Genomic DNA, 13,393 nt, shown 5'->3' with positions numbered 1-13,393 from the left:
CGCCCCCGAGACAGCGATGACGGCAGCCGCGGCGCGCGGTACGCGTATCCGCCGCCTATCCGCCGCCCGGGTCGCACAACCCGGTGGACAACGCCCCCGGCGCCACGCTGACGAAGCACTTCTCCTCGCCCAGAGCACCCGCATCCGCCCTGACGGCCTCAGCCCGGTAGGGCACCCTGGCGATCTCCTCGATGCCGCCCAGGGTGCCCCATTCGTTCTTGCCGAGCCGGGTCAGCGGGCGCATCAGGGTCATCTCGGGGTGGCCGTCGACCATGACGGACTCGTCGACCGCCGCGTGCACGACCCGGCCGAAGACGACCGTCGAGTCGCCGATCCGCAGCGTGCTGTGCAGCTCGCACTCCAGCGCCACCGGCGACTGGGCGACCCGCGGCGGCTTCACCCGCAGGCTCGGCTCCCGCTCGACGCCGCACGCGTCGAACTCGCTGACCCCGCGCGGGAAGTCCGTCGACGTGGCGTTGATCGTCTCGAAGAGACTCTCGGGGGCGAGGTTCACCACGAACTCCCCCGTCTCCTCCACGTTGCGCAGCGAGTCCTTGCGCCCGACCGACGTGAACTGGACGACCGGCGGCGTGACCGAGGAGATGGTGAAGAAGGAGTGCGGGGCGAGGTTGTCCGCCCCGTCGGCCGAGGTCGTGGACACCCAGGCGATGGGGCGGGGCACGACGGTGGCGGTAAGCAGCCGGTAGAAGGAGGTGCGGTCGGTCAGTTCGGGATCGATGTTCACGCGCATGGCGGCCAGTATGACCGGCGCCCCGGCGACCGCCGCACGCCCGGTCGACCCTCGCACACGATGACCCGCGTGTCCGTCCGCCCCTCGCATGTCTCAGCCCGCACGTCCGTGCGCCCCTCGCACGCTTTGGCCCGCACGACTCTTGGCCCCTGGCGTCCGCTGGCCGACACTGAGCCGATGACGCAGCGCGTGGACCTCGCGACCGTGATGGACCGATTCGCCCTCGACGACCTGATCACCGGCTACGCGGCGGCCGTCGACGAGGGCGACTGGAGCGCCTACCGGGGACTGTTCACCCCGGACGGCAGGGCCGACTACCGAGGCTCGGGCGGGATCGAGGGCCCGGCGGCGGAGGTCGTGGAGTGGCTCTCCACGACGCTGCCCCTCTTTCCCGTACGCCAGCACCTCATCGTGAACCGGCGGGTGCGGTTCCTGGATCCGGGCGGCTATCCGGAGACCGGGGACAGGGCGGACATCGGCGCCGACTACGTCAACCCGATGCGGTTCGCCTCCGGCGAGGACTTCGTCTGCGGCGGGCGCTACGCCTTCGCGGCGCGCCGCACCGCCGACGGCTGGCGGCTCGCCTCGGTCGTGGTCGACGAACGCTGGCGCCGCCACGGCTGACCCCTGGTCACCGCAGGCGTCGCGGACACTGGAGGCATCGACGGGAGGCACGTCATGGGTGGTCCGTTCGTGATTCGCCGCCGAGGTGGCCGTGCCGACCGCTCCCCCACCCCCCGGCTCGCCGGGCGCGGGGCCGCGCGCTCCCTGCTCGCCGCCGGCTGCGGCGCCCTGCCCGTGCTCGCCTTCCCGGCTCCTGGGCTCTGGTGGTGGGCCCCTGTGGCGCTCGTCCCGTGGCTGCTGCTGATCCGTACGGCTCCGGGAGCCCGCCGTGCCGGTCTCGACGGCTGGTCCGGCGGCTTCGGATTCATGCTGGCGATGCACCACTGGCTGCTGCCGAGCCTGCATGTGTTCCTGCTCCCGCTCGCCGCGCTGCTCGGTCTTCTGTGGCTGCCCTGGGGGTGGCTCGTCAGGGCGCTGCTCGGCGGGCCCCCGTCGCCCGTGCGGGCGGCCGTGGCGCTGCTCGCGGTGCCCTCGGGCTGGCTGCTGATCGAGTCGGCCCGTTCCTGGGAGGGGCTCGGCGGACCGTGGGGGCTTCTCGGGGCGAGCCAGTGGCAGGTCCCGGTGGCGCTGCGGCTCGCCTCGATCGGCGGGGTGTGGCTGGTAAGCCTCCTGGTGGTGGCGGTGAACACGGCCGTGGCGCTTCTCGTGGCGGTGCCGGGGCGGCGTTCCGTCGGGGTGGCGGGGCTCGCCGCCTGCGCCCTGGTGGCGGGGACGGCGGCCTGGGGTGTCGCGGCCCCGCGCGAGAGCGGGTCGGTACGGGTGGCCCTCGTACAACCGGGGATGTTCGGCGGCCCCGACGGGCCCGAGCGGCGCCTCGCGCGGGCCGAGACTCTGACGCGCTCCCTCGCCGGGCAGCGGCTCGACCTGGTCGTGTGGGGCGAGAGCGGGGTGGGCGCCGATCCGGCGGGTGACCCGGTGCTGGCGGCCCGGCTGACCGCGCTGTCGCGGACGGTCGGCGCGCCGCTCCTGGTGAACGTGGACGCACGGGGCGCCGACCGCCCCGGCATCTACAAGAGCGCGGTCCTGGTCGGCCCGGCAGGTCTCACGGGCGACCGTTACGACAAGATGCGGCTCGTCCCGTTCGGCGAGTACGTCCCCGCGCGCAGGCTCCTCGGCTGGGTCACGTCCGCCGGGCGCGCCGCGAAGGAGGACCGGCGTCGCGGCACCGAGCCGGTGGTGATGAGCCTGCCCGCCCGTGCGGCCGGCGCCTCCCCGCTCCGGGTCGGGCCGCTGGTCTGCTTCGAGTCCGCGTTCCCCGACATGAGCCGGACGCTCACCCGCGACGGGGCCGACCTCCTGGTCGTGCAGTCGTCGACCAGTACCTTCCAGGACAGCTGGGCGCCCGCCCAGCACGCCTCGCTCGCGGCCCTGCGGGCGGCCGAGACGGGCCGTCCGGTCGTCCACGCGACGCTCACCGGGATCAGTGCCGCGTACGGCCCCGACGGACACCGGATCGGTCCGGTCCTCGGCACGGACGCGAGCGCCGCCGTCGTGCGCGAGCTTCCGCTCTCGGGGACGACGACGGCCTTTGTCCGGTGGGGTGACTGGCCCTTGTACGGAGCGCTCGCGGTGGTCGGCGCGGTGTGCGCCGCCGAGGGTGCGGGCGCGTTCAGGAAGCCTGGGTCAGCGCGTCGAGGACGACCCGCTCGCACAGCTCGTGGGTGAGCAGGGCGTCCCGGGCGCTGAGCACCCGGCCCTCCCGTACCGCGTCGAGGAAGGCGAGGACGGCCTGCTCGATGCCGCGCTGCCGGGCCACGGGCACCCAGTCCCCGCGTCGGCGCACGGTCGGCTGCCCCTTGTGGTCGACGACCTCGGCGAGGTTGAGGACCTGGCGCTTGGTGTCCTGCCCCGACACCTCGAGGACCTCCTCGGTGGAGCCGTTCATCCGGTTCATCATGCCGATGGCGGTGAAGCCGTCGCCGGAGAGCTGGAGCACCACGTGGTGCATGAGCCCCTCGCGGATCCGGGCGCGCACGTCGATGTGCTCGACCTCGCCGGGCACCAGGAAGCGCAGGGTGTCGACGACGTGGATGAAGTCGTCCAGGACGAAGGTCCGGGGGGCCTCGGGCAGGCCGATGCGGTTCTTCTGGAGGAGGATCAGCTCGCGCGGGTGGTCGAGGCACTGGGAGTAGCTGGGGGCGAGGCGCCGGTTGAAGCCGACGGCGAGGCTGACCGAGCGCTTCTCGGCGAGCTCCACGATCCGCTCGGAGTCGGCGTACTCGTACGCGAGGGGCTTGTCGACGTACGTGGGGACGCCGGCTTCGATGAGCCGGCCGGCGATCTCGGCGTGGGCGGCGGTGGAGGCGTGGACGAAGGCCGCGTCGAGCCCGGCTGAGAGCAGCGAGTCGAGGTCGCGGTGGCGCCGCTCGGCGGGCAGGTGCAGGGTGTCGGCCACCCGCTCCAGGGTCGCCGGGGTGCGGGTCTGCAGGTGGAGCTCGACCCCGGGGAGGGTGCCCAGGACGGGAAGGTAGGCCTTCTGCGCGATGTCGCCGAGTCCGATGCAGCCAACCTTCACGGGGTCTCCCTTGTCGTCCACGGGCGCGAAGGGCCCTTCGCGCCGGTCAGCTTACGCGGGACGGATCATGCGCCGAAGGTGCCGGGTCGACCGGCGGGCACCAGTCGCAGATGCCGTCGAAGCCGCGCAAGGCGAGGCCGGGCCCGAAGCGGGAGACGGCGCTGACGGCCGCGGAGCGCAGGGCTACGGCGGGGCGGGCGGAGAGCATGGTGAGCGCACCGGTGCGGGCGGCCCTGCGGACGATGCCGGTGGTGCGCGGCAGCCGGTCGGCGGTGTACGCGGCGAGCGCGCGGCCCGGCGCGAAGTCGGTGGTGCTGCGGGCGTGGTGGGCGAGGACGACGGCGTCCTCGACGGCCTGGTTCCCGCCCTGGCCGAGGCTCGGCATCATCGCGTGCGCGGCGTCGCCGAGGAGGGCCACCCTGCCCCGGTGGAAGGCGGGCAGCGGGTCGGGCAGGTGGTGGACGTCGTGCCGGAGGATCCGGTCGGGGTCGACGCCGGCGAGGATCTCGGGGACGGGGTGGTGCCAGTCGCCGAAGAGCCGGAGCAGTTCGGACCTCTCGTCGTCGGGCGCGTGGGCGCCGGCGGGGGCCACGGCCATGGCGTACGCGTAGACCCGGCCGTCCTTGAGGGGCTGACTGCCCCACAGCCGGCCGGCGCCCCAGGTCTCGTGCGGGGCGAAGGGGCGCCCGGGGGCGGGGACGACGACGCGCCAGCTGGTGCTGCCGGAGTAGCGGGGGCCGGGGTGGTCGGGGAAGAGCGTCCCGCGGGTCGCCGAGCGGATGCCGTCGGCGGCGACGACGAGCTCGGCCTCGAGGTCGGTGCCGGTCGCGGTCCCGGCCTCCGAGACGGTGAGGCGGGCGGGGCGGTGGTCGTCGCCGGGGTCGGTGACGGTGGCGGTCACGCCGGTGCGGACGACGCCCTCGGGGAGGGCCGAGGTGAGGATGTCGACGAGGGTGGCGCGGTGGAGGAGGACGAGGGGTCCGCCGAAGCGTGCGGCGGCGGCCTTGGCGTCGGTACGGGCGAGCCAGCGGCCGTCCGGGGTGCGCATGCCGCCGTCGCCCTGCCAGGCGGAGAGCTCGCGGACGCGGTCGCCGAGGCCGATGACGTCGAGGGCGCGCTGGGCGTTGGGGGCGAGGGCGATGCCGGCGCCGACGGGGGCGAGGTCGGCGGCGCGTTCGAGGAGGGTGACCTGCCAGCCGCGCAGGTGCAGGGCCACGGCGGCGGTGAGCCCGCCGATGCCGGCTCCGACGACGACGGCACGGTGCTGCTGTTCCATGGCTGCTCCTCGGTTCGGGACGGGTGCGGCACGGGAGGGTCACTACAGCTGTAGTGACCTCCATGTCACGACCGTACTACAGCTGTAGTCGCGTCGGTAGTAGGTTGTCCCCATGACCCGAGCCACCGCCGGGGCCCCGGCCCCGGAGTCCCCCGCCACCCGCGCCGAGCGGATCGGCGACGCCGCCCTCGCCCTCCTCGTCGAGCGCGGCATGCGGGGCCTGACCCATCGCGCCGTCGACGAGCAGGCCGGGCTGCCGCAGGGCTCGACGTCCAACCACGCCCGCACCCGCCAGGCCCTGCTGGAGGCGGCCGTACGGCGCCAGGTCGAGCGGGAGGCCGAGGTCCTCACCCCGCACGAGCTGCCGGGCCCGGAGAGCGGCGGCGAGGCGCTCGTCGACGCGCTCGCCCTCTCCCTGCACCGCTACCTCACCGACCACCGCTCCCTGCTGGTCTCCCGCTACGAGCTCGCCCTCGAGGCCACCCGCCGGCCCGAGCTCCGGAGCTTCTTCGACGCGGCCGGTTCGACCTTCCACACCCCGCTGATCGCGATGATGGCGGCGGCCGGCTCGCCGGAGCCCGAGCGGCACGCGCTCTCCCTGATCGCCTGGAGCGAGGGGCTGATGTTCTCCTGCGCGGCGGGCTCCTTCCACGCGGCCGTCCCGAGCCGCGCCGAACTGCGCACCGGTTTCGACGAGTTGCTGCGCGGCATGCTCGGCGATCGGAGCTGACGCGGAGTCGGAAGACCCGGGGGACCCCTGGCGCCGCCCTCGGCCATGGGAGACGATGCCGCCCATGACCACCGAACGCACCGAATCCACCCCGCGCGTCGACCCGGCCACCACCACGGGCGAGCGCGAGGCGCTGGAGCAGTGGCTCGACTTCCACCGCGTGACCCTCGCGATGAAGTGCGAGGGGCTCGACGACGCCCAGCTGCGCACCCCGTCCGCCCCGCCGTCGGACCTCAACCTGCTCGGTCTGGTCCGTCACATGGCCGAGGTCGAGCGCGGCTGGTTCCGCCGCGTCCTGGCCGGCGAGAAGGCGGAGTGGATCTACTCGACGGAGGAGGACTTCGACCGGGACATCCACGCCACGGACGAGGACACCTACGAGGAGGCCTACGCCACCTGGCAGGCGGAGATCGCCCACGCGCGCACCCTGGCCGCCGGCCGTGACCTCGACGACCTGGGCCTGGGCGAGCACCGCACCGGCCGGACCTTCAACCTCCGGTGGATCTACCTCCACATGATCGAGGAGTACGCCCGCCACAACGGCCACGCGGACCTCATCCGCGAGCGGATCGACGGCGCGACCGGAGACTGACGCCACGGCCGGCCGCTGACCCCGTACCGGGCACCGGCACCGGGCCGGTCAAGACCGGGCCCCGCGCGGCTCACCCGTGCGGGGCATTCCCCGCCGGTAGGGGCGCGAAGATCGTGTACGGACCAGCAGAGTGACGCGGGTGCATGGAACCCGAACAACAGTGAAGATCCTGGTCGGGGCGGCGGTCGCCGCCCTGGCGGGCTGCGTCTCGGTGGACGCCCCGCCGACGGCGCCCGCCCCCGCCTCCGTCCCCGCGGCCGACACCGCCCCCGCCCAGGACGTGGCACCGCAGATCGTCGAGGGCCCGGCCCGCGAGGCCCTCGAAGCGGCGCTCCCGGCTCCCCCGCCGACCCCCGCGCCCCGCGCGACGCCTCCGTCCGAGCGGCACCGACAGGCGGCGCCTCCCCGCCCGGCGGCCCCGCACCACGGCTCCGTACCGCAGCGGCACGAGCGTCCGCGCCCGGCGGCCCGCCCCGACCTTCCCGTACTGCCGGAGCTCACGGGGCGGCTGCCGGGGAAGCCGCCGGTCTCCCGGGACGAGGTCTGCGATCTGGGCGAGCGGTACGGGGGCTGGGCCCCCGGCAGCGATCAGTCCAGGATCTGCCACGGCACGTACGGCCGGTGAGCCTCCCCCTCAGGGCGCGGCACGCACGGGCGATGAGCCTTCCCCTCAGGGCGCGCCGCCGTCACGCGCCCCTGAGTCTCAGCTCCAGGCGCTCGATCGCGGCCCGCACCCCGTTCCCGTAACCGTCGTCGTCGAGATGGTCCGAGGCCGCGCGGGCCCGGTCGAGATGGACCCGCGCGGCGTCGGGCCGCTGGAGCTTGACGTAGTCGGCGGCCAGGTTCAGATGGAGCGAGGGATACAGCGCGCGGAGGGCGGCCGCCGAGTCGTGCGCGGCGAGCCGCTCCTCGGCGAGGCCCTCGGCCGCGCTCAGCGCCCGCAGGTCCCAGGCCAGCTCGGTGTCGGGATCGTCCTGGGCGTCCGCCATGTAGTGCGCGAGGGTGCAGCGGTGCAGGGGGTCGCCGTCCGGGCCGATCTGCTGCCAGAGCAGCCCGAAGCGGTTGCGGGCCTCCTCGCGGTCGCCGCCGTGCAGCAGCATCAGGGCCTGCCCGATCCTGGTCATGACCCCGTCGTCCGACACCTGCTGCTGCTCGGTCACCGCGACCTCCACCGCTCACTCACTGGGAGTGACGACGCTAGCCGCACCCGGCCCGGATCGGGCCGAGGCTCAGCCGAGGTTCGGGATGCGCCAGTCGATCGGCTCGTGCCCCTGGGCCGCGACGGCCGCGTTGATCTGGGTGAAGGGGTGCGATCCGAAGAACTTCTTCGCCGACAGCGGGGAGGGGTGCGCGCCCTTCACCACGACGTGCCGCTCCTCGTCGATGAGCGGCAGCTTCTTCTGCGCGTAGTTGCCCCACAGGACGAAGACGGCGGGGTCGGGGCGGGAGGCGACGGCGGTGATCACCGCGTCCGTGAACTTCTCCCAGCCCTTGTTCTTGTGCGAGTTCGCCTCGCCGGAGCGGACGGTCAGGACCGCGTTGAGCAGGAGGACGCCCTGCTCGGCCCACGGCATCAGATAGCCGTTGTCCGGGACGGGGTGACCGAGCTCCTCCTGCATCTCCTTGTAGATGTTCCGCAGGGAGGGCGGGGTCTTCACACCGGGGCGGACGGAGAAGCACAGACCGTGCCCCTGGCCCTCGCCGTGGTAGGGGTCCTGACCGAGGATCAGGACCTTCACCTTGTCGTACGGAGTGGCGTCGAGGGCGGCGAAGACCTCGTCCTTCGGCGGGAAGACCGGTCCCCTGGCGCGCTCCTCCTCGACGAACTCGGTGAGCTGGGCGAAGTACGGCTTCTGCAGCTCCTCGCCGAGGACACCCCGCCAGGACTCGGGCAGCATGCTGGTGTCGGTCACGGTCAACAACCTCCGGTGGACGTTCCTGTTACTCCGTCCGAGAACCTACCGGGGGCCACTGACAGTGGCCCCCGCAGACCCTCTACCAGCTGGCCCGGCGGCTCAGCTCCCACATCTGCATGACCGTCTGGGGGTCGAGGGCGCGCTCGCCGCCGCCGATGTCCTCACCGGCCGCGATGTACAGCTTGCCCTGCCACAGGGGCAGCAGGCGGACGTCCTGGACCATGATCTCCTGGGCCTCCACGAACTCGTCCGTGACGGTCCCGCGGTCGCTGTCGCGGCGGGACTTCGGGAGCAGCTCGTTGGTGATCCGGGGGCTCTCGTAGGGCGTTCCGAGGACGTTCTCCTTGCCCACGAAGGGGGCGACGAAGTTGTCCGGGTCCGGGAAGTCGGGGAACCAGCCGCGGCCGAAGACCGGGTACTCGCCGTTCTGGTAGCCCGCCTGGAACTCCTTCCAGGGCTTGCCGTGCAGGGTGACCTTGAAGAGGCCGGACTCCTCCAGCTGGCGCTTGAGCTCGGCGAACTCGGCGGCCGTCGAGGAGCCGTACCGGTCGGTGGTGTACCAGAAGTCCAGCTCGACGGGCTCGGTGATGCCGGCGTTGCGGAGGATCTTCTTCGCCTTCTCCTCGCTGGGCGAGCCGAAGCGGTCGAAGAACTTGGTGGTGTGACCGGCGATGCCCTTGGGCACCATGGAGTACAGGGGCTCGGCGGTGCCCTGGTAGACCTTGCTGACCAGTTCGTCGCGGTCGACGAGCTGGGCGATGGCCTTGCGGACGGGGAGCTTGGCGACGGACTTGTTCTGGGTGTTGAAGACCAGGTAGCGGATGTCGGCGCCGGTCGACTCCACGATCTGGAGGCCCTTGTTCTCCGGCTTGTCCTCCTGGAGGGCGACGACCTCGGCGGCGGTGAGGCCTCGGTAGGTGGCGTCGATCTCCTTCTTCCGGAGGGCGGCGACCATGGCCTCGGAGTCGTCGAAGTACTTGATCGTGACGCCGCCGTTCTTGCGGTCGGCGAAGCCCTTGTAGGAGGGGTTCTTCGTCAGCTCCGCCTCCTTGCGCTCGCTGTACGAGTCGAGGACGTACGGGCCCGAGCCCATGACCTTGCCGTCCGTGCGGAGCTTGTCGGCCGGGTACTCGGCGGGGTCCACCAGCGACATCGCGGGGGTGGCGAGGATGAAGGGGAAGGTCGCGTCCGACTTGTTCAGCCGGAAGACGACGGTGCGGTCTCCGACCGTGTCGATCTTGCCCAGCGAGCCGAGCATGCCGTTCGGGCCGCCCTTGGCGTCGATCGTGCGGATGCGCTCGATCGAGTACTTCACGACATTCGCGTCCAGTTTGTGCCCGTTGGAGAAGGTGAGACCCTCCACCAGCTTGCACTCGAAGACCCGGCTGGAGGTGTCCGTGAACTTGCAGTCGGCGGCGTCCGACTGCGGCGTGGTGCTGCCCGTGGGAAAAGCCACCAGGGTCTGGAAGACATTCCGGAAGAGCTCCCAGGAATTGTCCCAGGCAGCGGCCGGATCAAGCGTGGAAGGAGAACTCGTCGTGCCGACGACGATTCTCTGATCCCCGGCGGATTCACTGTCCGAGAAGACACCGCATCCGGTTACCAGGGATATGGACACAAGGGCTGCAGCGGCCTGCAGACTGGTCCGGTTGAACACGTGCACGCTCCTCGTTCAGCCAGGGGTCGGCCGACGATACCGCAGCACCCCGCCAGGTCAATGTTCGAGCCTGACGGGGCACTTGAGGCATTCGGCGCATAACCGGGGTCAATCCGGACAGGAGATTCCGGAAAGTGTCCGGTTATCGGTCACCCGACTCCGGCGTTCAGGAAAATGCCGCCGTCGACGACGAGCGTCTGGCCGGTGATCCACTCCGACTGGGACGAGGTGAGGAAGGCCGCCGCGCCGCCGATGTCCTCGGGCTCGCCGAGCCGGCCGAGCGGATAGGAGGCCGCCGCCTCGGCCTCGCGGCCCTCGTAGAGCGCCCGCGCGAATTTCGTCTTCACCACGGCGGGAGCGATCGCGTTGACCCGCACGACCGGCGCGAATTCATGCGCCAGCTGCAGGGTCAGATTGATCATCGCGGCCTTGCTCATTCCGTACGCGCCGACGAAAGGCGAGGCGGTGACGCCGGCGATCGAGGCGATGTTCACGATCGCCCCGCCGTGCTCCTTCTGCCAGGCGTGCCAGGTCCGCTGGGCGAAGCCGAGCGCGGAGATCACGTTCGTCTCGAAGACCTTGCGGGCCACCCCGAGGTCCAGGTCCGCAATGGGCCCGAAGACCGGATTCGTACCGGCGTTGTTGACGAGGAAGTCCAGGCGGCCGAAGCCGTCCATCGCCGCCTCGACGGCGGCGGCCTGGTGGGCCTCGTCGTGCGCCTTGCCGGGGACGCCGATGACCCGGTCGGCCCCGAGCCGCTCCACGGCCTCCTTGAGGGCCTCCTCGCCTCGCCCGGTGATCACGACCCGGTCGCCGCGGGCGACGAGGGCCTCGGCGACGCCGTAGCCGATGCCACGGCTGGCGCCGGTGACGAGGGCGACCTTGCCGGACAGCTCCGGCCGTTCCTGTGCGCTCATGCGCGCCCTGCTCCTCTCGCTGCCGGTCGTCAGTTGAGCGGGCCGCCGGCCACGTACATGACCTGGCCGGAGACGAAGCCGGCGTCGTCGCCCGTGAAGAACGCGATCGCGTTGGCGACGTCCTCGGGGCGGCCGACCCGCTGCACCGGGATCATCGAGGCGGCGGCCGCCTGGAAGTCCTCGAAGCCCATGCCGACGCGCTCGGCGGTCTGCGCGGTCATCTCGGTGACGATGAAGCCCGGGGCGACGGCGTTGGCGGTGATGCCGAACTTGCCGAGCTCCTTGGCGAGGGTCTTCGTGAAGCCCTGCAGACCGGCCTTGACGGCCGAGTAGTTGGCCTGGCCGCGGTTGCCGAGCGCCGAGGAGGAGGAGAGCGAGACGATCCGGCCGAAGCCCGCGTCCACCATGTGCTTCTGGACGGCCTTCGCCATCAGGAAGGCGCCCTTGAGGTGGACGTTCATGACGAGGTCCCAGTCGGACTCGGACATCTTGAAGAGCAGGTTGTCGCGGAGCACGCCCGCGTTGTTGACGAGGATCGTCGGCGCGCCGAGCTCGGCGGCGACCCGCGCGACGGCGGCCTCCACCTGCGCGCCGTCCGAGACGTCGCAGCCGACCGCGAGCGCGGTGCCGCCCGCGGCGGTGATCTTCTCGACGGTGTCCTTGCAGGCCGCCTCGTCGAGGTCGAGTACGGCGACGGCGCGGCCCTCGGCCGCCAGGCGGAGCGCGGTGGCCGCGCCGATGCCCCGTGCGGCACCCGTGACGATGGCTACGCGCTGCTCGGTGGTGGACATGCTTGGTTCTCCTCGCCCTTGGATCGTCCCTGGTAGGCCGAGTCCGTGAGCCGCTCCTGCGTCCCGCACATGAGCGACCGCTTAGTATCGACCGCAGAACGAGACGCTAGAAGCCCTGGCACCCGGTGTCAACGGCCCACCGGGTGCACCAGGTCACGTGCCGCGGCCCTCCCGGACGAGCACCGGACGGCCTGTCGGACGATCTACCGGACGAGAAGGTCGAGCAGGCGCTCCACCTCGGCCTCGGGGTCGGTGGTCAGACCCGTGTGGACCGGCCCCGGCTGCACGACCGTGGAGCGCGGCGCGATCAGCCAGCGGAAGCGCCGTCCCGGCTCGTCGCGCGCCGCCTGACCGGCCGCGTCGCCGCCCAGGCAGACCCCCTCGACGGCGCGCAGCGCGGCCCGTACGCCGGTCACGTCGGCCGCCGGGTCGAGCACCGTCAGCTTGGCCTCGTCCAGGTGCGTACGGGCGGCCACGAAGGACCGGGCACGGCAGTAGACGACCACTCCCGCGTTGAAGCACTCGCCGCGCTCCACCCGGGGGACGACACGCAGCAGCGCGTACTCGAAGACATCGCGGTCGGTCACGTCGTGCTGTCCTTCTCGGTGGAGTGCTTCCGGGGCGCGAGACGCTCGGCGAGCCAGCCGGGCGGCTGCTGCGGCCGGCCCTCGGTGCGCGGCCCGAGCGTGATCCGCTCGTGGATGGTCGCGGCGCGCGGCAGCAGCGCCGAGACGTACGCGGCGCGGACCTCGTCCGTGCTGTCGAAGCCGGGCTCGTCGACGAGCCACTCGTCGGGGACGTCGGCGGCGACCTCTTCCAGGAGCTCGCGGGTGACGAGCGGCGCGAGCTCGGCGGCCGCGGCGGCGATGTCCGGGCCGAAGGGCGCGAGCGCGTGGTCGGAGGCGTCGTACGGCTTCGCTGCGGAGGCCTGGGCGCCCGGCCAGTTGTGGTGCCAGATCATGGTGGCGCCGTGGTCGATGAGCCACAGGTCGCCGTGCCAGACGAGCATGTTCGGGTTGCGCCAGGACCGGTCGACGTTGTTGATCACCGCGTCGAACCAGACGACCCGGCCGGCCTCCTTCGGGTCGACCTCGTACGCGAGCGGGTCGAAGCCCAGCGAGCCGGGCAGGAAGTCCATGCCCAGGTTGAGCCCGCCGCTCGCCTTGAGCAGCTCCTGCACCTCCTGGTCGGGTTCGGAGAGCCCGATGACGGGGTCGAGCTGGATGGTGACGAGCTCCGGCACCCGCAGGCCGAGCCTGCGGGCGAGCTGCCCGCAGACGACCTCGGCGACCAGGGTCTTCCGCCCCTGTCCGGCGCCGGTGAATTTCATGACGTACGTACCGAGGTCGTCGGCCTCGACGATCCCGGGGAGCGAGCCGCCCTCACGCAAAGGCGTGACATAGCGGGTCGCTGTCACTTCGGTAAGCATTCGCCCAGGCTATCCATTCGTTCGGATCACCTGGAAGTTCGCCGCCATGGCCATGTCCTCGTGTGCGAGGTCGTGGCGGTGCAGCCAGGACGCACACCGCAGGGGGAGTCCGGTCGACCGGACTCCCCCTGGGGTTCAGCTCGTCGGGCTCGTTCAGCGCAGGCGGAGTGCCTCGCTGATGGTGGTGAACAGGTC

General features: G+C 72.2%; 15 protein-coding genes. 5 read left to right on the top strand and 10 right to left on the bottom strand.

Annotated features, from left to right (window positions below; genetic code table 11):
* Positions 1-55: 55 nt before the first annotated feature.
* Positions 56-751, bottom strand: a complete 696-nt coding sequence (locus ACFYX3_RS30830) for a flavin reductase family protein (protein WP_389020269.1) — start codon at positions 749-751, stop codon at positions 56-58.
* Between the two features lie 177 nt (positions 752-928).
* On the opposite strand from ACFYX3_RS30830, the gene ACFYX3_RS30825 reads away from it, so the two are divergent.
* Complete coding sequence (locus tag ACFYX3_RS30825) at positions 929-1,375, top strand: nuclear transport factor 2 family protein (RefSeq protein WP_389020266.1); 447 nt, start codon at positions 929-931, stop codon at positions 1,373-1,375.
* A gap of 54 nt (positions 1,376-1,429) precedes the next feature.
* Complete coding sequence (lnt, locus tag ACFYX3_RS30820) at positions 1,430-3,040, top strand: apolipoprotein N-acyltransferase (RefSeq protein WP_389020263.1); 1,611 nt, start codon at positions 1,430-1,432, stop codon at positions 3,038-3,040.
* Here lnt and ACFYX3_RS30815 read toward each other — a convergent pair.
* Complete coding sequence (locus tag ACFYX3_RS30815; RefSeq protein WP_389020259.1) at positions 2,985-3,890, bottom strand: Gfo/Idh/MocA family protein; 906 nt, start codon at positions 3,888-3,890, stop codon at positions 2,985-2,987. The two genes, lnt and ACFYX3_RS30815, sit on opposite strands and share 56 nt — an antisense overlap.
* A 46-nt stretch (positions 3,891-3,936) precedes the next feature.
* Positions 3,937-5,166: an FAD-dependent monooxygenase gene (locus ACFYX3_RS30810; RefSeq protein WP_389020256.1), complete on the bottom strand. Its 1,230-nt coding sequence runs from the start codon at positions 5,164-5,166 to the stop codon at positions 3,937-3,939.
* Between the two features lie 112 nt (positions 5,167-5,278).
* Between ACFYX3_RS30810 and ACFYX3_RS30805 the strand changes: the two genes are divergently transcribed.
* From ACFYX3_RS30805 to ACFYX3_RS30795, 3 genes are all read left to right on the top strand, one after another.
* Positions 5,279-5,896: a TetR/AcrR family transcriptional regulator gene (locus tag ACFYX3_RS30805; RefSeq protein ID WP_389020253.1), complete on the top strand. Its 618-nt coding sequence runs from the start codon at positions 5,279-5,281 to the stop codon at positions 5,894-5,896.
* 64 nt (positions 5,897-5,960) lie between these two features.
* Positions 5,961-6,488, top strand: coding sequence for a DinB family protein (locus tag ACFYX3_RS30800; protein ID WP_382658289.1), 528 nt, complete (start codon positions 5,961-5,963; stop codon positions 6,486-6,488).
* A gap of 160 nt (positions 6,489-6,648) precedes the next feature.
* Positions 6,649-7,113 carry a hypothetical protein gene (locus ACFYX3_RS30795; protein ID WP_389020249.1) on the top strand — a complete coding sequence of 155 codons (465 nt, stop codon included), beginning with the start codon at positions 6,649-6,651 and terminating at the stop codon, positions 7,111-7,113.
* 61 nt (positions 7,114-7,174) lie between these two features.
* Here ACFYX3_RS30795 and ACFYX3_RS30790 read toward each other — a convergent pair whose 3' ends face one another.
* From ACFYX3_RS30790 to ACFYX3_RS30760, 7 genes are all read right to left on the bottom strand, one after another.
* Complete coding sequence (locus tag ACFYX3_RS30790; protein WP_116165648.1) at positions 7,175-7,648, bottom strand: hypothetical protein; 474 nt, start codon at positions 7,646-7,648, stop codon at positions 7,175-7,177.
* A gap of 69 nt (positions 7,649-7,717) precedes the next feature.
* Positions 7,718-8,401 carry a uracil-DNA glycosylase gene (ung, locus tag ACFYX3_RS30785; protein ID WP_389020246.1) on the bottom strand — a complete coding sequence of 228 codons (684 nt, stop codon included), beginning with the start codon at positions 8,399-8,401 and terminating at the stop codon, positions 7,718-7,720.
* An 82-nt stretch (positions 8,402-8,483) separates the two neighbouring features.
* Positions 8,484-10,061 carry an ABC transporter substrate-binding protein gene (locus ACFYX3_RS30780; protein ID WP_389020243.1) on the bottom strand — a complete coding sequence of 526 codons (1,578 nt, stop codon included), beginning with the start codon at positions 10,059-10,061 and terminating at the stop codon, positions 8,484-8,486.
* A 149-nt stretch (positions 10,062-10,210) separates the two neighbouring features.
* Positions 10,211-10,978: an SDR family oxidoreductase gene (locus ACFYX3_RS30775; protein ID WP_382658301.1), complete on the bottom strand. Its 768-nt coding sequence runs from the start codon at positions 10,976-10,978 to the stop codon at positions 10,211-10,213.
* A gap of 29 nt (positions 10,979-11,007) precedes the next feature.
* Positions 11,008-11,769 (bottom strand): 3-oxoacyl-ACP reductase FabG, encoded by a 762-nt coding sequence (gene fabG, locus ACFYX3_RS30770; protein ID WP_116162151.1) that lies wholly within the window; start codon positions 11,767-11,769, stop codon positions 11,008-11,010.
* A 203-nt stretch (positions 11,770-11,972) separates the two neighbouring features.
* Positions 11,973-12,356: a DUF3037 domain-containing protein gene (locus ACFYX3_RS30765; protein ID WP_116162150.1), complete on the bottom strand. Its 384-nt coding sequence runs from the start codon at positions 12,354-12,356 to the stop codon at positions 11,973-11,975.
* Entirely contained in the window at positions 12,353-13,198 is an 846-nt protein-coding gene (locus ACFYX3_RS30760) for a HipA family kinase (protein ID WP_389020239.1), read from the bottom strand. The genes ACFYX3_RS30765 and ACFYX3_RS30760 overlap by 4 nt, the downstream gene beginning before the upstream one ends.
* Between the last annotated feature and the right edge of the window lie 195 nt (positions 13,199-13,393).

The sequence above is a fragment of the Streptomyces sp. NPDC002463 genome (assembly GCF_042889835.1).
GTDB lineage: Bacteria > Actinomycetota > Actinomycetes > Streptomycetales > Streptomycetaceae > Streptomyces > Streptomyces nymphaeiformis.
Note: the sequence above shows the minus strand (reverse complement) of the source record. Positions and strands in the feature narration are given on the sequence as shown.

Bases quoted from the DNA above. Each gene is read 5' to 3' on its own strand.
- ACFYX3_RS30830 (WP_389020269.1), bottom strand. From the start codon at position 751: ATGCGCGTGAACATCGATCCCGAACTGACCGACCGCACCTCCTTCTAC.
- ACFYX3_RS30825 (WP_389020266.1), top strand. From the start codon at position 929: ATGACGCAGCGCGTGGACCTCGCGACCGTGATGGACCGATTCGCCCTC.
- lnt (WP_389020263.1), top strand. From the start codon at position 1,430: ATGGGTGGTCCGTTCGTGATTCGCCGCCGAGGTGGCCGTGCCGACCGC.
- ACFYX3_RS30810 (WP_389020256.1), bottom strand. From the start codon at position 5,166: ATGGAACAGCAGCACCGTGCCGTCGTCGTCGGAGCCGGCATCGGCGGG.
- ACFYX3_RS30805 (WP_389020253.1), top strand. From the start codon at position 5,279: ATGACCCGAGCCACCGCCGGGGCCCCGGCCCCGGAGTCCCCCGCCACC.
- ACFYX3_RS30800 (WP_382658289.1), top strand. From the start codon at position 5,961: ATGACCACCGAACGCACCGAATCCACCCCGCGCGTCGACCCGGCCACC.
- ACFYX3_RS30775 (WP_382658301.1), bottom strand. From the start codon at position 10,978: ATGAGCGCACAGGAACGGCCGGAGCTGTCCGGCAAGGTCGCCCTCGTC.
- fabG (WP_116162151.1), bottom strand. From the start codon at position 11,769: ATGTCCACCACCGAGCAGCGCGTAGCCATCGTCACGGGTGCCGCACGG.
- ACFYX3_RS30760 (WP_389020239.1), bottom strand. From the start codon at position 13,198: ATGCTTACCGAAGTGACAGCGACCCGCTATGTCACGCCTTTGCGTGAG.